Annotated in this window: 18 protein-coding genes; 12 read left to right on the top strand and 6 right to left on the bottom strand. The window is 71.2% G+C overall.

Features of this window, described 5'->3' with window-relative positions; all coding sequences use genetic code 11:
• Positions 1-102: 102 nt before the first annotated feature.
• A complete protein-coding gene (locus ACWGO0_RS14235) occupies positions 103-879 on the bottom strand; it encodes a VOC family protein (protein ID WP_453533184.1) in 777 nt (258 codons plus the stop codon).
• Positions 880-1,114: 235 nt separating this feature from the next.
• Here ACWGO0_RS14235 and ACWGO0_RS14230 point away from each other — a divergent pair, with 235 nt between their 5' ends.
• Positions 1,115-1,945 (top strand): sulfurtransferase, encoded by an 831-nt coding sequence (locus ACWGO0_RS14230; RefSeq protein WP_453533182.1) that lies wholly within the window; start codon positions 1,115-1,117, stop codon positions 1,943-1,945.
• Positions 1,946-2,020: 75 nt separating this feature from the next.
• Here ACWGO0_RS14230 and sepH read toward each other — a convergent pair whose 3' ends face one another.
• A complete protein-coding gene (gene sepH / locus ACWGO0_RS14225) occupies positions 2,021-3,091 on the bottom strand; it encodes a septation protein SepH (protein ID WP_453533179.1) in 1,071 nt (356 codons plus the stop codon).
• Positions 3,092-3,587: 496 nt separating this feature from the next.
• Between sepH and ACWGO0_RS14220 the strand changes: the two genes are divergently transcribed.
• Positions 3,588-4,616: a hypothetical protein gene (locus ACWGO0_RS14220; RefSeq protein ID WP_453533177.1), complete on the top strand. Its 1,029-nt coding sequence runs from the start codon at positions 3,588-3,590 to the stop codon at positions 4,614-4,616.
• A gap of 37 nt (positions 4,617-4,653) precedes the next feature.
• On the opposite strand, the gene ACWGO0_RS14215 is transcribed toward ACWGO0_RS14220, so the two are convergent.
• Both ACWGO0_RS14215 and ACWGO0_RS14210 read right to left on the bottom strand, forming a co-directional pair.
• Positions 4,654-5,976, bottom strand: coding sequence for a D-arabinono-1,4-lactone oxidase (locus tag ACWGO0_RS14215; protein WP_453533174.1), 1,323 nt, complete (start codon positions 5,974-5,976; stop codon positions 4,654-4,656).
• Entirely contained in the window at positions 5,933-7,180 is a 1,248-nt protein-coding gene (locus ACWGO0_RS14210) for an MFS transporter (protein WP_453533171.1), read from the bottom strand. Before ACWGO0_RS14210 ends, ACWGO0_RS14215 begins: the two co-directional genes overlap by 44 nt.
• 127 nt (positions 7,181-7,307) lie before the next feature.
• Between ACWGO0_RS14210 and ACWGO0_RS14205 the strand changes: the two genes are divergently transcribed.
• Together ACWGO0_RS14205 and ACWGO0_RS14200 are read left to right on the top strand one after the other, a co-directional pair.
• Positions 7,308-8,435 (top strand): ferrochelatase, encoded by a 1,128-nt coding sequence (locus ACWGO0_RS14205; RefSeq protein ID WP_453533168.1) that lies wholly within the window; start codon positions 7,308-7,310, stop codon positions 8,433-8,435.
• A 39-nt stretch (positions 8,436-8,474) separates the two neighbouring features.
• A complete protein-coding gene (locus ACWGO0_RS14200; protein ID WP_453533165.1) occupies positions 8,475-9,275 on the top strand; it encodes an inositol monophosphatase family protein in 801 nt (266 codons plus the stop codon).
• Between the two features lie 101 nt (positions 9,276-9,376).
• Here the strand turns inward: ACWGO0_RS14200 and ACWGO0_RS14195 are convergent, their stop codons facing one another.
• A complete protein-coding gene (locus ACWGO0_RS14195; RefSeq protein WP_328906288.1) occupies positions 9,377-9,550 on the bottom strand; it encodes a hypothetical protein in 174 nt (57 codons plus the stop codon).
• Positions 9,551-9,920: 370 nt separating this feature from the next.
• On the opposite strand from ACWGO0_RS14195, the gene ACWGO0_RS14190 reads away from it, so the two are divergent.
• The 4 genes from ACWGO0_RS14190 (at position 9,921) to ACWGO0_RS14175 (ending at position 13,482) form a co-directional block, all read left to right on the top strand.
• Positions 9,921-10,574 (top strand): response regulator transcription factor, encoded by a 654-nt coding sequence (locus tag ACWGO0_RS14190; RefSeq protein WP_073721987.1) that lies wholly within the window; start codon positions 9,921-9,923, stop codon positions 10,572-10,574.
• A 7-nt stretch (positions 10,575-10,581) separates the two neighbouring features.
• Positions 10,582-11,814 (top strand): sensor histidine kinase, encoded by a 1,233-nt coding sequence (locus ACWGO0_RS14185; protein ID WP_453533160.1) that lies wholly within the window; start codon positions 10,582-10,584, stop codon positions 11,812-11,814.
• A gap of 405 nt (positions 11,815-12,219) precedes the next feature.
• Entirely contained in the window at positions 12,220-12,516 is a 297-nt protein-coding gene (locus tag ACWGO0_RS14180) for a DUF4193 domain-containing protein (RefSeq protein WP_003965732.1), read from the top strand.
• 12 nt (positions 12,517-12,528) lie between these two features.
• Complete coding sequence (locus ACWGO0_RS14175) at positions 12,529-13,482, top strand: hypothetical protein (RefSeq protein ID WP_453533157.1); 954 nt, start codon at positions 12,529-12,531, stop codon at positions 13,480-13,482.
• Between the two features lie 15 nt (positions 13,483-13,497).
• On the opposite strand, the gene ACWGO0_RS14170 is transcribed toward ACWGO0_RS14175, so the two are convergent.
• Positions 13,498-13,956, bottom strand: a complete 459-nt coding sequence (locus ACWGO0_RS14170; protein ID WP_453533154.1) for a DUF3093 domain-containing protein — start codon at positions 13,954-13,956, stop codon at positions 13,498-13,500.
• Positions 13,957-14,014: 58 nt separating this feature from the next.
• Between ACWGO0_RS14170 and ACWGO0_RS14165 the strand changes: the two genes are divergently transcribed.
• From ACWGO0_RS14165 to ACWGO0_RS14150, 4 genes are all read left to right on the top strand, one after another.
• Complete coding sequence (locus ACWGO0_RS14165) at positions 14,015-14,599, top strand: PaaI family thioesterase (RefSeq protein ID WP_453533151.1); 585 nt, start codon at positions 14,015-14,017, stop codon at positions 14,597-14,599.
• Positions 14,599-15,126: a dUTP diphosphatase gene (dut, locus tag ACWGO0_RS14160; RefSeq protein WP_453533148.1), complete on the top strand. Its 528-nt coding sequence runs from the start codon at positions 14,599-14,601 to the stop codon at positions 15,124-15,126. The genes ACWGO0_RS14165 and dut overlap by 1 nt, the downstream gene beginning before the upstream one ends.
• Before the next feature lies 1 nt (position 15,127).
• On the top strand, positions 15,128-15,901 hold the full coding sequence (locus tag ACWGO0_RS14155) for a DUF3710 domain-containing protein (protein WP_453533146.1): 774 nt from the start codon (positions 15,128-15,130) through the stop codon (positions 15,899-15,901).
• A 190-nt stretch (positions 15,902-16,091) separates the two neighbouring features.
• A complete protein-coding gene (locus ACWGO0_RS14150; RefSeq protein WP_453533143.1) occupies positions 16,092-16,835 on the top strand; it encodes an ABC transporter ATP-binding protein in 744 nt (247 codons plus the stop codon).
• Positions 16,836-16,883: the final 48 nt, after the last annotated feature.

The following is a 16,883-nucleotide window of genomic DNA, read 5'->3' as shown; positions in this document are numbered from 1 at the left end:
AGCCCGTACCCGTAGTTCTCCGGCAGCTGAGGGCCGGCCGGACCGGGCGATCGCCCGGTCCGGCCTTGATCCACCGGACGGACCCGAGGCCGGAATCGCCGCTCAGCGGCCGGCCGACCGTACGATCGTGAACACGGCGCCCTCCGGGTCGGAGACCGTCGCCAGCCGCCCGCTCGCCCCTTCCCGCGGCGGGTGCAGAACGTGCCCGCCGAGCTCCACCACCCGGGCCGCCGCCGCGTCGGTGTCGGCCACCTCGAAGTACGTCATCCAGTGCGGTCCCCGGTCGCGCGGCAGGGCATGACCCACGCCGTGCAGTGACGCCACGGGAGCGCCGTCCACGTGCAGCGTCTGGTAGTCGAAGTCGGCCGAGACGACGGCCTCGGTCTCGAAGCCGAAGACCGCCTGGTAGAACTTGCCCACCGAAGCGGTCTCCCGGGTCACCAGCTCGTTCCAGACGGGTGTCCCCGGGGAGCCCGCCAGGGCCGTACCGACATGTGCGGCGGCCTGCCAGATACCGAAGACCGCCCCGCTCGGGTCGGAGGCGATGGCCAGACGGCCCGCCTCACCCGCGTCGATGGGCCCGACCGCGACCGTGCCCCCGCAGGAGCGGATCGTCTCCGCCGTGAGGTCGGCGTCGTCGGTGGCGAGATACGTCGTCCAGGCGATCGGCAGGTGCCGGTCGGGCGCCAGCTGTCCGAGCCCCGCGACCTCCTTGCCGTCGAGCAGCGCGCGGACGTACGGCCCCAGTTGTTCTGGCCCCGGCCGGAACTCCCAGCCGAACAGGGCGGCATAGAAATCCTGGGTGGCCGTCAGGCCGTGCACGATCAGACTCACCCAGCACGGTGTTCCGGGTGTGCGCCGCTCGGCAGCCTCGGTCATCGTCTTCTCTCTCCTCGGACCGTTGTGGTGGCCGTACGGGGGGACAGGACCGGCGCACCGGCCCGGATGGTGGAGGGGATGTACGCCCGTGCAGATGCTTGCACCACCTGACGCGTGACGCGCCCCGGCCGCGCCGCCTTTCGACGGCTTCTCGACACTGAGGGTCCGATTTGAGCGGGTATATCCGCATCGGTATCGCTACAGGTGGGGTGGCTACTGCGCGAGGATGGCAGACATGAAGCCCATCATCACCGCATCCGAATATGCGAGCGAGTCGGCGGGGTCGCGTCCGCCGGTGCTCCTGGACGTCCGCTGGCAACTGGGAGGTCCGCACGGCCGCCCCGACTACGAGGCCGGGCACATCCCCGGCGCGGTCTTCGTCGACCTCGACGCGGAGCTCGCAGGTCCGGCGGGCAGGGGCGGCCGGCACCCGCTGCCCGACCCGGAGGAGTTCGGGGCGGTGATGCGCCGTGCCGGGGTCTCCCACGGCACTCCCGTGGTGGTGTACGACGGCGGTCCCGGCTGGGCGGCGGCGCGCGCCTGGTGGCTGCTGCGCTGGACCGGGCACACGGATGTCAGGGTGCTGGACGGCGGTCTCGCGGCCTGGGCGGGTGGGCTCTCCACCGAGACGCCCGCGCCGGCCGAGGGCGACTTCAAGCCCGAGCCGGGCGCGCTGCCGCTGCTGGACGCGGACGCGGCGGCCGGCCTCGCCCGCTCCGGGCTGCTCCTCGACGCGCGGGCCGCGGAGCGCTACCGGGGCGACGTGGAGCCGATCGACCGGGTCGGCGGCCATATCCCGGGCGCCGTCTCGGCCCCGACCTCGGAGAACGTCGGCGAGGGCGGGCGATTCCTGGCCGCCGGGCTGCTGGCGTCCCGGTTCTCCGGGCTGGGGGCGTCGAGCGAAGCCGGCGCGGTCGGTGTCTACTGCGGCTCGGGCGTCTCCGGTGCCCATGAGGTGCTGGCGCTGGAAATCGCCGGGTACCACGCTGCTCTGTACGCAGGCTCCTGGTCCGAGTGGTCCTCGGACACCTCCCGGCCCGTCGCGACGGGCCCGGACCCGCAATAACGCTCGGGGTGACCGGACAGGGCAAGGGCCCGTACGCGGCGGCGTACGGGCCCTCGTCATACCGCGGTCACCCGCTCAGTCCTGCTTCTTCCGGCGCGTACCGAACACGATCTCGTCCCAGCTGGGCACCGCTGCCCGACGGCCGGGACGGACCCCGTCCGCCTCGGCCTGCCGGTCCGTCGTCCCGGTCAGCCGGTCGCGGTGACCGGCCACCGCACGCGGCATCAGCACGTCCGCGTACGCCGAACCCGCCCCGGCGGAAGCCGCCGCCGCGGGCGGCTCGTCCGCTTCGGGCTCCTGGATCGCGGGCTCGATGGCGGGCGGCTCGGGCGGCGAGGGCCGTTCCGGTACGACCATGTCGCCGCGGAAGCTCGGTACGGCCTCCAGCAGACTGGTCAGCGAATCGCGCTCGTTGGCCGACACCCCGCCGATGCGCTCCTCGGGCTCGGGGGGCGGCGGCGGAGCTGGGCGCTCCATCTGACGGTCCAGGGCACGGTCCAGCGGCCGGTCGCGCGGCAGCCGCGCGATCCGGGGTACGAAGGGGAAGCTGGGCTCCGGCGCGGCGACGTCGTCGGTCTCGCCGATCAGCGAGCGCGCTTCGTCGTCGACGGCCTGGACGAGCCGCCGCGGCGGGTCGTACGTCCAGCTCGCCGAGTGGGGCTCGCCCGCGACCCGGTAGACCAGGAGGACTTCCCAGGTGCCGTCGTCCCGGCGCCAGGAGTCCCACAGGACCGTTTCCTTGTCGGCGCCCCGCATCAGGAGACGCTCGTTGACCGCCTCGCCGAGCTGGGGGCCGGTGCCGGTGTTCTCGCCGGGACGGCGCACGGGAGTCTTCCGGGCCCGCTCGGCCATGAAGGCACGCTCCGCGAGCACGGGGCCCTCGAAGCGGCGCACACGGTCGACGGGGATTCCGGCGAACTGAGCGACCTCCTCCGCGGAGGCACCGGCGCGTATCCGGGCCTGGATGTCGCGGGGGCGGAGGTGGCTCTCCACCTCGATCTCGATCTGGCCGAGCCGGGCGCGGTCGTTGCGCACGGCGGCGCGCAGCCGCTCATCGATCGGAAGCGTGTACTCCGTGCTGTCCGCAGCCTTGAGCACCAGTCGTGTGCCGTCGTTTGAGACGGCCACGACACGCAGTTCGGGCATGGGAACCTCCCGGGTGGTGCCTGCCGACGTCACGTGCGTCGCTGCTTCCGCTAGTCGAGTGTGGCCTGCCCGGGTGCAGCTGGCCACAACCTTGCCAAGTTACCCGGCGTGTCGGGCCTTGGCCCTCAAGCGCCGTTATGGCACGGTTACCTATTTGCGACACACAGTGACCGGGTGGTCGCTCTGTGTAGCAGGCGCCGTGCGATGCCGCGGCGCCGCCGGTTCGAGTGCCGCCTTCGGCCCCCTCCCGAAGAGTCCGGATACCCATGCGGGAGTCCGGCCCCAGGGCTCGCCACAGTACTCCATTCGGGCCATGCGGGTGGACCGGCGCGCCGCCGAAGTTCTTACGGGGCGCGGGAGTCGGGGTACGCGACAGCCGGGCAAATGTGCGCAATGCGTGTCCTGCTTCACAAAATCTCCGGAAGCGGAACTATTCACTTCGCCCAAAGGTCCCTTCTTGTTGCATGGTGGGAGAGATGTCAAGCAGGGGCTGGTAATGGTTCAAAAGCCGGAAAGCGACATAGAACCCAAGGAAAGGCGCATAGATCTGAGTCTGCCGCAGGTTGCCGGCAGTGCGGTGGCAGCGGTCGCCGCCGCCGTGATGGCCTCGCAACTGGGCGTGTACGGAACGATTGCCGGCGCGGGGGTGATGAGCATCGTCGCCACCTGCGGGGGCTCCGTCTTCCAGCACTTCTTCCGCCGCACGGGCGAGCAGATCCGCGAAGTCACGGTCCACGTGAAGCATCCGGCGGGCCGTCAGGTGACCGTACGGACGAGGGAGACGACTCCGGCCGGGTACGACCCACGGCCGGAGCCGGTGGACGACGCGACGACGGTCCTGCGCACGGTGCGGACCGAGGACGACGCGACGACGGTGCTCCGCCAGGTGCGGCCCGAGGACGACACGACCACGGTCCTGCGCACCGCAGGGACCGGCACGGACCGCACACAGCTGCTCGACCTCGACGGCGCACAGCTGCTGCGGCCCGCCCCGGACGACGAGTTCTCCGACGCCGTCACGCACGGCACACGCATCCGGGGCTGGAAGAAGTCGGCGCTCGCGGCCGTCGCGGTCTTCGCGCTGGCGATGGTCGGGATCACCGCGTTCGAGCTGGTCTCCGGCAACGACCTGAGCGGCGGCCGGGGAACGACCTTCGGCTCCGTCGTACGAGGCGGGGAGCAGGGCTCGGGACCGGCGCCCGCGCCCTCCGACGGCACCGGCCGGGAACAGGGTGTGGACCCGGACCAGGGCCAGGAGACCGGCAGCGGTACGGCGCCGGGTACGGACCCGGGCGACGGCGCGAGCGCGAATCCGGACCCCGGCCGGGAGGACGACGGGCAGACGGCCGAGCCGACGCCCACGCCCTCGGACTCCGGCAGTGGCGACGGCGAAACCGCCCCCACTCCCACACCCACCCCGACCGCGCCGGACGACGGTGCCACGTCCACCCCGGACCCGAGCGGGACCGCCGGGACTCCGGCACAGCAGGAAGAGGCCACTCCCGGCACGGGAGCCGGCGGCTGACGACGGACGGTGTGCCGGGTCCCCGGGTACCGGCCCGTCAGTCGCCGAGTACGCGGCGCAGGTAGTCGTTGCCGAACAGCCGGTCCGGGTCGAGCCGGTCGCGTACCGCGGTGAACTCACCGAACCGCGGATAGACCCCGGCCAGATAGGCGGCGTCCCGGGTGTGGATCTTGCCCCAGTGCGGGCGGCCGCCGTGGGCGGTCATGATCGCTTCCACCGCGGTGAAGTACGCCTGGTACGGCGTGCCGCGGTACAGATGCACGGCGATGTACGCGCTCTCCCGGCCCGAGGCCGTGGAGAGCGCGATGTCGTCGGCGGGCGCGGTCCTGACCTCGACCGGGAAGCTGATCCGCAGGGGCGAGCGGTCGATCATGGCCTTGACCTCGCGCAGCGCCGCCACGGCGCTCTCCCGCGGCAGCGCGTACTCCATCTCCATGAAGCGGACCCGGCGCGGGCTGGTGAAGACCTTGTACGGGATGTCGGTGTACGTACGCGCCGAGAGGGCCCGGCTGGAGAGCCTGGCGATCGACGGGATGGTCGCGGGGACCGCACGGCCGAGCGAGCAGGCGACCTGGAAGACGCCGTTCGACAGCAGCTCGTCGTCCACCCAGGCGCCGACCTTGCCGGGCGGGGCCGCCGGTCCCGCGCTGCGGTTGTTGCGCTTGGTGTTGCAGTTGCCGGTGTGCGGGAACCAGTAGAACTCGAAGTGCTCGTTCTCGGTGAAGTGCCGGTCGAAGTCGGCGGTGACCCTGTCGAAGGTCATCGGCTCCTCGCGGGCCGTCAGCAGGAAGACCGGCTCCACGGCGAAGGTGATCGCGGTGATCACACCGAGGGCGCCGATCCCCAGGCGGGCCACGGCGAAGACATCCGGATTCTCCTGCTCCGAGCAGCGCAGCACCGTGCCGTCGGCGGTGACCAGTTCGAGAGCGCGGATCTGCGCGGATATCGAAGCGGAGTCGCGGCCGGTGCCGTGCGTGCCGGTCGACGTGGCCCCGGCGACCGTCTGCTCCATGATGTCGCCCATGTTGGTGAGGGAGAGCCCCTCACGGGCGAGCGCCAGATTGAGCCGCTTCAGCGGGGTGCCGGCCTCGACCGTCACCGTCATCGCCGTACGGTCGATGTCCCGGATGCCGGTGAGCAGATCGGGACGTATCAGGACGCCGTCGGTGGCCGCGGTCGCCGTGAACGAATGGCCCGTGCCGACCGGCTTCACCTTCAGACCGTCCTCGGACGCCCTGCGGAGCACCTCGGCGAGCTCGTCCACGGAAGCCGGCGTCACCGCCCGTACCGGCCGGGCGGTGACGTTCCCCGCCCAGTTACGCCACGCGCTTGTCGTCGTCCTTGCGTAGGTGCCGCTCATCTTCCCCGCGCCCTCCCGTAGTAGCCGGCCTGGCCAGCCGGCGATACCCCAGGAACGCCACCGCGGCCGCGAGCGCTCCCGCCACGACGGGCACCACGTACGCCGCCTCCGCTCCGGACGCGTCGACCACCCAGCCGGCGGCCGAGGAGCCGAGCGCCACTCCGACCGCGAGCCCGGTGCCGGTCCAGCTCATGCCCTCGGTCAGTTCGGCGCGCGGTACGTGCTGCTCGACGAGGGCCATGGTCGTCACCATCGTCGGTGCGACGGAGAGACCCGCGACAAAGAGCGCCACGGCCAGAAACGGCAGGTTCCCGGCCAGTTGGAGGGGGATCATACTCACGGCCATCACACAGACCCCCACCAGCCAGGTGGTGGACGGCCTGCCCTTGAGGTGCATCAGCCCGAACACGGCTCCGGCCAGGCAGGAGCCCAGGGCGTAGACGGCCAGGACGAGACTTGCCGCGGCCTTGTGGCCCTGTTCCTCGGCGAAGGCCACGGTGACCACGTCCACCGCCCCGAAGATCGTTCCGGTCGCCACGAAGGTGAGTACCAGGACCTGGAGTCCGGGGGAGCGCAGCGCCGAGCCGCGGGACTGCGCCGACTTGGGGTGCGGGACCGGTTCGGTGGCGCGCTGCGCGGTCAGCCAGAAGACACCGATCGCCAGGAACACTCCGGCCAGCAGCGGACCCGCTTCGGGAAACCACGCGGTGGAGAGCCCGATCGAGATGATCGGCCCGAAGATGAAGCACACCTCGTCGACGATCGACTCCCACGCGTACGCGGTGTGCAGTTCACGGGGCGAGCCCCGGTAGATGTCCGCCCAGCGGGACCGGGTCATCGCTCCCACGCTGGGGACGCAGCCGACGCCGGCGGAGAAGACGAACAGGGTCCAGTCCGGCCACCGTTGCTGGGCGCAGACGAGCAGTCCCGTGACCGCCGCCAAGGAGACGAGCGTGGCCGGCCGCAGCACCCGGCGCTGCCCGTACCGGTCGACCAGCCGGGAGATCTGCGGACCGAAGACCGCCGCCGCCATGGCCAGCGTGGCCGCGAGTGCGCCGGCCAGCCCGTACCGTCCGGTGATCTGGGAAACCATGGTGACGATGCCGATCCCCATCATCGACAGGGGCATACGTCCGAGGAAACCGGCCGTCGAGAACGCCTTGGAACCTGGGGCGGCGAAAATGGCGCGGTAGGGGCTGGGCAAGGGGCACTCCGGTCAAGCCTGTAATGCATGAAGATGGCCGATACAGCTTACGGGCGGAACCGGGCGCCGGGTACCTGGGCGGATGTCGGTTGCGGCGCTGTCGGACCCGGGTGGCAGGATCGGGTGCATGTCCGATCTGCGCGATCCCGCTCTCTACGACGCCCTGCTGCTGCTCTCCTTCGGAGGCCCCGAAGGCCCGGAGGACGTGGTCCCGTTCCTGGCGAACGTGACCCGTGGCCGGGGCATCCCCGAGGAGCGGCTGAAGGAAGTCGGCAAGCACTACTTCCTGTTCGGCGGCGTCAGCCCCATCAACGGGCAGAACAGGGCCCTGCTGGACGCCCTGCGCAAGGACTTCGCCGACAACGGCCTGGACCTTCCGGTGTACTGGGGCAACCGCAACTGGGCCCCGTACCTCACGGACACCCTGCGTGAGATGGCCGTGGCCGGACACCGCCGTATCGCCGTGCTCGCCACCAGCGCCTACGCCTCGTACTCGGGCTGCCGCCAGTACCGCGAGAACCTGGCGGAGTCGCTGGCCGTCCTGGAGGCCGAGGGACTGCCCGTGCCGCGCGTCGACAAGCTGCGGCACTACTTCAACCACCCGGGCTTCGTGGAGCCCATGACGGACGGCGTGCTGGCCGCGCTCGCCGACCTGCCCGCGGACATCGGGGCGGGCGCGCGCCTCGCCTTCACCACGCACTCCATCCCCACCTCCGCCGCCGACACCTCGGGCCCCCAGGAGGAGCACGGGGACGGCGGGGCGTACGTCGCGCAGCACCTCGACGTCGCCCGGGTGATCGTCGACGCGGTGCGCGAGCGGACGGGCGTCGACCACCCGTGGCAGCTCGTCTACCAGTCGCGCAGCGGCGCTCCGCAGACCCCGTGGCTCGAGCCCGACATCTGCGACCACCTGGAGGACGTCCACGGCGCGGGCGCCCCCGCGGTCGTGATGGTCCCCATCGGCTTCGTCTCGGACCACATGGAGGTCCTGTACGACCTCGACACAGAGGCCACCGCGAAGGCCGCCGAGCTCGGTCTCCCGGTGCGCAGGTCCCCGACCGTCGGCGCCGACCCGCGGTTCGCCGCAGCCGTCCGCGAGCTGATCGCGGAGCGCACGGCGACCGAGCGGGGACGCGCCGTGGAGCGGTGCGCCCTGGGCGCGCTCGGCCCCGGCCACGATCTGTGCCCGGTCGGCTGCTGCCCGGCCCGGACCCCGAAGCCGGCCGCGGCGGGCGCCGACAGCCCGTACGCCTAGGGTCTCTCGCCCTCTGACCGCAATCCTCCTGGGAGCACCGTGACCGACCCCTTCCTGACCGAACTCCTCGATCTCGCGCTGGAAGCGGCCCGCCGCGCGGGCGCCCTGCTGCGGGACGGCCGTCCCGCGGACCTGGGGGTGGCCGCGACCAAGTCCAGTCCCATCGACGTCGTCACCGAGATGGACATCGCCGCCGAGAAGCTGATCACCGGCTTCCTCTCCGAGCGCCGCCCCGGCGACGGCTTCCTCGGCGAGGAGGGCGCGAGTTCCGAGAGCAGTACGGGCATCCGCTGGGTCATCGACCCGCTCGACGGCACGGTGAACTACCTCTACGGCCTGCCCACCTGGGCCGTGTCCATCGCGGCGGAACGCGAGGGCGAGCGGGTCGTCGGCGTGGTCGAGGCCCCGATGCGCCGCGAGACGTACCACGCGGTGCTCGGCGGCGGGGCGTACGCGAACGGCGCCGCCCTGCGCAGCCGCCCCGCGCCCCCGCTCAGCCAGGCGCTCGTGTCGACCGGCTTCAACTACGTCACGGACGTCCGCACCCACCAGGCGGACGTGGCCCAGCGGCTCATCCCGCGCCTTCGCGACATCCGGCGCAGCGGCTCGGCCGCCGTCGACCTGTGCGACGTCGCGGCGGGCCGCCTCGACGGCTACTACGAGCGCGGGCTGCACCCGTGGGACCTCGCGGCCGGCGACCTCATCGCCAGGGAGGCGGGCGCACTCACCGGCGGGCGCCCCGGCAGGCCCGCCGACGGCGGACTGACGGTGGCGGCCACCCCCGGCGTCTTCGAGCCGCTCCAGGCGCTGCTCGAAGAGCTTGGCGCCTGGCACGACTGACCGAGGGCCCACCGAAGGCCCTCACAGGGCCCTGCGGGCGCACGGGCACAGAAAAGGGCCCCGGCTGCCATGACCGGCAGCCGGGGCCCTCTCATAGCGGCTCAGACGCTTGTCGTGCTGACTTCGACGCCGTGTTCGGCCGCGAGGCGGCGCAGGTCGTCCAGCTCTCCCTGCTCGACATCCGCGAGGAAGTCGTCACCTGTCTCGCGAGCCCTCGTGAGGTCGGACTCGGTGCTCTTGATGCGTTGCAGCAGACCTGCGGTGAAAGCGTCCATGAAGCGCCCCTTCATCGTGGGTCGGTGGCACGGGGGTGTGCCCGGAATTCCTCCGGCCGGGGACCGGAGGGCGGGTGATCACGCCTTCCCCCTGGGGGACAGAACGGGCTGTGGCACGCCACGCGCAGGGTGTGATCTCGGGTGTGAAGTCGTCCTCCCCAGGCCCGGTCCCGCAGAAACCTCAACTGGCGCGTAAATCCGCCGCATTCCCCGGAGCCGCAGGTGGCCCCGCGTCGTCTTACCGCCGGTTTATGCGCGTTGCGGGCAGGATGGACGCGCACAGTCGCTCTGCCGACCGTGCGGCCGAGCGGCCCCGACCTGGGCCGTTCGCCATTTCGACGGACCGAAGTATCTAAGGAAGGACAGCGCCGTGCGCGTACTCGTCGTCGAGGACGAGCAACTGCTCGCCGATGCGGTGGCCACCGGACTGCGCCGGGAGGCCATGGCCGTCGACGTCGTCTACGACGGTGCCGCGGCCCTGGAGCGTGTCGGGGTCAATGACTACGACGTGGTGGTGCTGGACCGGGACCTCCCGCTGGTCCACGGCGACGACGTCTGCCGCAGGATCGTCGAGCTCGGCATGCCCACCCGGGTGCTCATGCTCACCGCGTCGGGCGACGTCAGCGACCGGGTGGAGGGACTGGAGCTCGGCGCGGACGACTACCTCCCCAAGCCCTTCGCCTTCAGCGAGCTGACCGCGCGGGTACGCGCCCTGGGGCGCCGTACGACGGTCGCGCTGCCGCCGGTCCTGGAGCGCGCCGGGATCAAGCTCGACCCCAACCGCCGCGAGGTCTTCCGGGACGAGCAGGAGATCCAGCTCGCGCCGAAGGAGTTCGCGGTGCTGGAGGTCCTGATGCGCAGCGAGGGCGCGGTCGTCTCGGCCGAGCAGCTGCTGGAGAAGGCGTGGGACGAGAACACCGACCCGTTCACCAACGTGGTGCGCGTGACGGTCATGACCCTGCGCCGCAAGCTCGGTGAACCGCCCGTCATCGTCACGGTGCCCGGTTCCGGATACCGGATCTGAGGAACCTGTGCCAGCCGCCCCGGCGCCAGTGACAGCGCCCCCCAAGCCGACCTGGGAGCCCAAACAGCAGGAGCCCCCGTACCCCTGGCTGCGCCCGACCATCCGTATACGGCTCACCCTGCTCTACGGCGGCATGTTCCTGATCGCGGGCATCCTGTTGCTCTCGATCATCTACATGCTGGCCGCGCAGGCCCTGCACGTGGGCAGTGAGCTGCCGTTCCAGATCGTGAACGGCCAGGTCACCAGCGAGGTGTGCGACCTCCCCAAGAAGGCGACACCCGACGCCTTCAACGGGGCCATGAACGCTTGCGTCAACCACCAGCGCCAGCAGGCGCTCGACACTCTGCTGAACCGCTCCCTGCTGGCCCTCGTGGGCCTCAGCATCATCGCCTTCGCCTTCGGTTACGCCATGGCGGGCCGCGTCCTGTCCCCGCTGGGCCGGATCACCCGCACCGCCCGCAGGGTGGCCGGAACCGATCTGTCCCGCCGGATCGAGCTGGACGGCCCGGACGACGAGCTGAAGGAGCTCGCCGACACCTTCGACGACATGCTGGACCGCCTGGAGCGGGCCTTCACGGCCCAGCAGCGGTTCGTGGGCAACGCCTCGCACGAGCTGCGTACGCCGCTCGCCATCAACCGCACGCTGCTGGAGGTCCACCTCTCCGACCCGGAGGCCCCGCCTGAGCTCCAGCAGCTCGGCAAGACCCTGCTGGCCACCAACGAGCGCAGTGAGCAGCTGGTCGAAGGACTGCTGCTGCTCGCCCGCAGCGACAACCAGATCGTCGAGCGCAAGCCCGTGGATCTGGCCGAGGTCGCGGAGCGCGCCATCGACCAGACCCTCGCGGAGGCGGCGGCGAAGGGCGTGGTGATCCGGGGCGAGCGGGCCCCCGCCGTCATCCAGGGCAACGGTGTCCTGCTGGAGCGGATCGCGCTCAACCTCGTACAGAACGCCGTCCGCTACAACGTGGCCGAAAACGGGTGGGTGGAGGTGACCACCGAGCTCCAGCCCGGACAGGCGGTCCTCGTCGTCTCGAACACGGGTCCCGTGGTGCCGGCGTACGAGATCGACAACCTCTTCGAGCCCTTCAGGCGGCTGCGTACGGAGCGGACGGGCAGCGACAAGGGGGTCGGACTCGGCCTGTCGATCGCGCGGTCCGTCGCGCGAGCCCACGGAGGCCGTATCATCGCGGAGCCCCGCGAGGGCGGTGGTCTTGTGATGCGCGTCACCCTGCCGGTCTGAGAGGCTTCGTGGTGCGAGGTCGCAATGGCTCGCACTGTTCGCTTTAGGCGGAATTTTCGGGACCCGTTCCCGGTGAGTCCGTGTGTGATCGATCACAGGTGCGAAACTTGGGCCCTCTACTCTCCGTGATCACGCCTCCGTCGGAAAGCCGGGAAACGTCCGGGTTTTCAGGGGTCGATATCACGGGAAGTACACGGGGTGGCGCCTGTGAACCGCAGTATCAGGACCGTGTACGGTCCCCATCGCCACCCAAGCCGACCTCTCCCGAGGGGCCCGGTTGGGTGTCGATTGAGTAACAGACCTTGATGTGAGGCAAAATCTCCGCCTCAGGTCGGGCACAAGTCCGGCCTCTCACGCGTTACGTGCGCTGGAGACACCGCAGAAACCCATGAGGGGGAGAGCGACATGGCAACGGATTACGACACCCCACGCAAGACCGACGACGACGTGGACCAGGACAGCCTCGAAGAGCTCAAGGCTCGTCGGAGCGACAAGACCGCGTCCGCCGTCGACGTCGACGAATTCGACGCGGCCGAAGGACTGGAGCTGCCCGGCGCAGACCTGTCCAACGAGGAACTGGCCGTACGGGTCCTGCCCAAGCAGGCCGACGAGTTCACGTGCATGAGCTGTTTCCTCGTGCACCACAGGAGCCAGCTGGCCCGCGAGAAGAACGGCCAGCCGATCTGCCGCGACTGCGACTAGGTCGGGTCGGCGGTGGCAGGTGACACACCGTTCCGGAAGCGGCGCTTGCGGCGCAAAAAGGCCGCGGAGGCGAATCAGGGCGGCACAGGCCCGGCAGAAGGCGCAAGCGCGTCTGCCGAGCGTTCCGCCGCCCTGCCGCCCTCCGGCGGTGCATCTGACGACGAGCGGGGCCGGTCGGCCTCGCTCGAAGCAGTCCGGGCGGAAGGCACGCCAGGCACCACGGAAATGGCCGGAGACGCCGGCAGGACGGAGCCCGTGACCGGGGCAGGCCGTCTGAACACACTGAAACGGGGCGTACGCAAGGGCGGGGAGAGCGCCAGAGCCGTAGTCGGCCAGCTTGCCGACCGGATCATCGACACGGCTCCCCGCGTCCCTGTGCGCGATCTCGACACCCTGCGCAGGCAGTTCCCGGGGCTCGGCCCCGAAGAGCTCGCGGACAGGCTCATCGCGGGCGCGAGCAAGGCGACCGCCGCCGTCGGCGCGGGAATCGGGGCGGCGGCCATGATGCCCGTACCGCCCGCCATGCTCGCCGAGCTGGCAGCGGAGATCACCGGCGTCGCGGCGATCGAACTGAAGCTAGTCGCCGAGCTCCACGAGGTCTACGGCCGACGGCCGCCCGGCAACATCGGACAGCGCAGCACCGCGTATCTGACGTCCTGGACGGAGGAGCGCGGTATCGACGTCTCACGGCCCACGACGCTGAACGCGGCGCTCGGCGGCCAGATGAAACGCGAGCTGCGCCAGCAGATCATGAAGCGCATGGTGCGCGATCTGCCGAATCTGATCCCGTTCATGATCGGCGCCGCGGTCGGCGCGATGATGAACCGGCGCGACACCCAGAAGCTCGCCGAACGGGTCAGGAAGGACCTGCGCAAGGACCAGGTCACCTGGGACCGCCTCTCCGGCCTGCCCGCGCTGGAGCAGCCCGAGAACCCCAAGCAGCTGCCTGGGGAGTCGCAGAGCTAAGGCCCCCCGTTCGGGTCAGGCCGCCCGTACCGCCGAGAGCGCCGCCACCAGGGCCTGCGGCTCGCGGGTCGACACGAAGACGTACGGAGTCGGGTCGGCCGGGTCCGTGACCTCCACCCGCACCGCCGTCGGGATGTAGCTGCGCAGCAGCATGAACGCGCGCGTGTCCGCCTTGTGCGAGCGCCAGGCGAGCGCCTCCTCCGCGTCCAGCGCCTCGGCCTCGCCGAGCGCCGACAGCGGAATCCGCGCGTCGCCCGCGACGAGGGCGCCCGCCACCACCCGGACACGCGCGGAGCCGTACGAACTCACGAGCACCGCCGACGCGGCCGTACCGCCGACCAGACCGCCGAGCAGGGGCAGGGTGCCGAGCGGCAGGAGCATCAGGGCACAGGCGATGCCGACCCCGAAGGCGATGACCCACCACGAACGGGGTGCGGTGAGACGTTCGTCGAAGGGCGTTGCGGAAGGCTGCATGAATCCAAGCTTGGCACGGCGCGACCCGCGGTCGGCCGCGCGGGTAATGTCTGCGCCTGTGAGTGGAACATCTAAGGCCCTGCGGCCCCCGGCCGACGCGGTGGCGCCGGTCCGGCACCCCGAAGCCCCGGCGCCGGGAGAACTCCTCGGCGCGCACTACGAACACTGTTTCGGCTGCGGCGGGGGACAGCCGCACGGGCTGCACCTCCAGGCCCGGGCCGGGGAAGGTGTGCGCGTCACCGCCGAGTTCACGGTGCAGCCCGCCCACCAGGGTGCCCCGGGTCTCGCGCACGGCGGCGTACTGGCCACCGCGCTGGACGAGACGCTCGGCTCGCTGAACTGGCTGCTGCGGGTGATCGCGGTGACCGGGCGGCTGGAGACCGACTTCGTACGGCCGGTACCCGTGGACACCGTCCTCTTCCTGGACGCCGAGATCACCGCCGTCCACGGCCGCAAGATCTACTCGACCGCGACCGGCCGGATCGGTGGCCCCGACGGGCCCGTCGCGGTCCGCGCCGACGCCCTCTTCATCGAGGTCAAGGTCGACCACTTCATCGCCAACGGCCGCCCGGCCGAGATCCAGGCGGCCATGGCCGACCCGGACCAGGTCAAGCGGGCCCGTGCCTTCGAGGTGAACCCCTGATGCGTCCTCCTCTCGACGTACTGATCCGCCGGATCGACCCCGAGGTGCCGATCCCCTCGTACGGGCATCCGGGCGACGCCGGGGCCGATCTGGTGACCACCGAGGCCGCCGAACTCGCGCCCGGGGAACGGGCGGTGCTGCCGACCGGAGTGTCGATCGCGCTGCCCGACGGGTACGCGGCATTCGTGCACCCGCGCTCCGGCCTCGCTGCCCGCTGCGGAGTGGCCCTCGTGAATGCCCCAGGGACGGTTGATGCCGGGTACCGTGGGGAGATCAAGGTGATCGTGGTCAACCTCGACCCGCGCGAGACCGTGCGGTTCGAACGTTTCGACCGGATTGCCCAGCTGGTCGTCCAGCAGGTCGAGAAGGTGCGCTTCCACGAGGTGGCGGAACTTCCCGGTTCGGCGCGGGCCGAAGGTGGCTTCGGGTCCACCGGCGGTCATGCCGCGGTGGACGGCGTCAGGGGCGGGATCACCCAGGGTGGGAACAGCTACGCTTCGGTCGTATCCGACCGGGAAGGACAGTGACGTGTTCGGACGTCGCAAGAAGAGTGGTTCCGCCGAGGACGCGGCGGACGAAGCGCGCGAGGCCGAGCAGGTCGCCGACGAGCTCGATGAGACCGACGGTGCCGCAGGCGGCTCGCGCCGGATGAACCTTCCGCCGGCCCCCCGGCCGGACGGACCGTGGGACATCGACGAGGTCTCCCAGCCCGGCGAGGGCCGGGTCGACCTGGGCGGCATCTTCGTGCCCGGAGTCGAGGGCATGGAGCTGCGGGTCGAGGTCGCCGGTGACGCGATCGTCGCCGCGACCGTCGTCCTGCGCGACAGCGCGGTTCAGCTGCAGGCCTTCGCGGCCCCCAAGAAGCAGGGCATCTGGGGCGAGGTCCGCGAGGAGATCGCCTCGGGCATCACCCAGCAGGGCGGCATCATCGACGAGGTCGAGGGCCCGCTGGGCTGGGAGCTGCGCGCCCAGGTCCCCGTACAGCTCCCGGACGGGACGAACGGCGTACAGCTCGTGCGTTTCGTCGGTGTCGACGGGCCCCGCTGGTTCCTGCGCGGAGTCATCTCCGGCCAGGGTGCCGTGCAGCCGGAGGCCGCCGGGCTGCTGGAGACGATCTTCCGGGACACCGTGGTCGTCCGTGGCGAGGGCCCGATGGCGCCGCGCGACCCGATCGTCCTGAAGCTCCCCAACGACGCCCAGATGGTGCCGGAGGGTGTGCAGCAGGATGAGCAGGAGGGCTCGAAGTTCTCCGGAGGAATGGGTCAGCTCCAGCGCGGACCCGAGATCACCGAGGTGCGCTGACGCGCTCCCCGCAGCATCGGCCGGTGGGCCCTACCCGCATGTCCAGGGGTACGGCCCACCGGCTTTTCCGTGCCCCCGTCCGTTCCCTGTGCGCCAGGGCGGGCGGATGTTCCGTAATCCGGCCATTGCCCGGCCGTATGCCTCATGCACATACTGGCCGCGGCGGGGAAGCGTACGTACGGGGAGAGACATGACCGAGAGCATCAGCGCGCAGGGCGGCACGGCCGTGGCCCAGGACCCGGCCCGCGGGCCCATGGTGCGGATCGAGGACCTGCACCGCTCGTACGGGACCGGCGCCGCGGCCGTCCACGCGCTGCGCGGTGTGTCCTTCGAGATCCCGCGCGGTGAGCTCGTCGCGCTCAAGGGGCGGTCCGGCTCGGGCAAGACGACGCTGCTCAATCTGGTCGGCGGTCTGGACTCGCCGGACGGCGGCCGGATCACCGTCGACGGCACGGACCTCTCCGGACTCGGCGAGAGCGGCCTCCTGGAACTGCGCCGCGACCGGATCGGCTTCATCTTCCAGTCGTTCGGCCTGATCCCGATCCTCACCGCCGCCGAGAACGTCGGCGTACCGATGCGGCTGCGCAAGGCCGACCCGAAGGAGCGCGAGGAGCGTGTGGCACTGCTGCTCTCGCTGGTCGGGCTCGGCGACCACGCCCAGCAGCGCCCCGGCGAGCTCTCCGGCGGACAGCAGCAGCGCGTCGCCATCGCCCGCGCTCTGGCCAACCGGCCCGCCCTGCTGATCGCCGACGAGCCCACCGGACAGCTCGACGCGGAGACCGGTCTCGCCGTCATGGAGCTGCTGCGCGCGGTGGTGCGCAGCGAGGGCGTCACCGCTCTCGTCGCCACCCACGACGCCCAGCTGCTCGGCCTCGCCGACCGGGTCCTTGAGCTCAGCGACGGCCACATCGTGGAGCACGCGACAGCGGTCTGAGGCCCCCGCAGGGCATCAGAATCCCGTCAATACGCTCCCCGGAGCCAC

It is taken from the genome of Streptomyces sp. NPDC055749 (genome assembly GCF_053617235.1).
Note: the sequence above shows the minus strand (reverse complement) of the source record. Positions and strands in the feature narration are given on the sequence as shown.

Excerpts from the sequence above, each read along its gene's own strand:
- ACWGO0_RS14235 (WP_453533184.1), bottom strand. The coding sequence starts at position 879 with ATGACCGAGGCTGCCGAGCGGCGCACACCCGGAACACCGTGCTGGGTG.
- ACWGO0_RS14230 (WP_453533182.1), top strand. The coding sequence starts at position 1,115 with ATGAAGCCCATCATCACCGCATCCGAATATGCGAGCGAGTCGGCGGGG.
- sepH (WP_453533179.1), bottom strand. The coding sequence starts at position 3,091 with ATGCCCGAACTGCGTGTCGTGGCCGTCTCAAACGACGGCACACGACTG.
- ACWGO0_RS14220 (WP_453533177.1), top strand. The coding sequence starts at position 3,588 with ATGGTTCAAAAGCCGGAAAGCGACATAGAACCCAAGGAAAGGCGCATA.
- ACWGO0_RS14215 (WP_453533174.1), bottom strand. The coding sequence starts at position 5,976 with ATGAGCGGCACCTACGCAAGGACGACGACAAGCGCGTGGCGTAACTGG.
- ACWGO0_RS14205 (WP_453533168.1), top strand. The coding sequence starts at position 7,308 with ATGTCCGATCTGCGCGATCCCGCTCTCTACGACGCCCTGCTGCTGCTC.
- ACWGO0_RS14195 (WP_328906288.1), bottom strand. The coding sequence starts at position 9,550 with ATGGACGCTTTCACCGCAGGTCTGCTGCAACGCATCAAGAGCACCGAG.
- ACWGO0_RS14180 (WP_003965732.1), top strand. The coding sequence starts at position 12,220 with ATGGCAACGGATTACGACACCCCACGCAAGACCGACGACGACGTGGAC.
- ACWGO0_RS14170 (WP_453533154.1), bottom strand. The coding sequence starts at position 13,956 with ATGCAGCCTTCCGCAACGCCCTTCGACGAACGTCTCACCGCACCCCGT.
- dut (WP_453533148.1), top strand. The coding sequence starts at position 14,599 with ATGCGTCCTCCTCTCGACGTACTGATCCGCCGGATCGACCCCGAGGTG.
- ACWGO0_RS14150 (WP_453533143.1), top strand. The coding sequence starts at position 16,092 with ATGACCGAGAGCATCAGCGCGCAGGGCGGCACGGCCGTGGCCCAGGAC.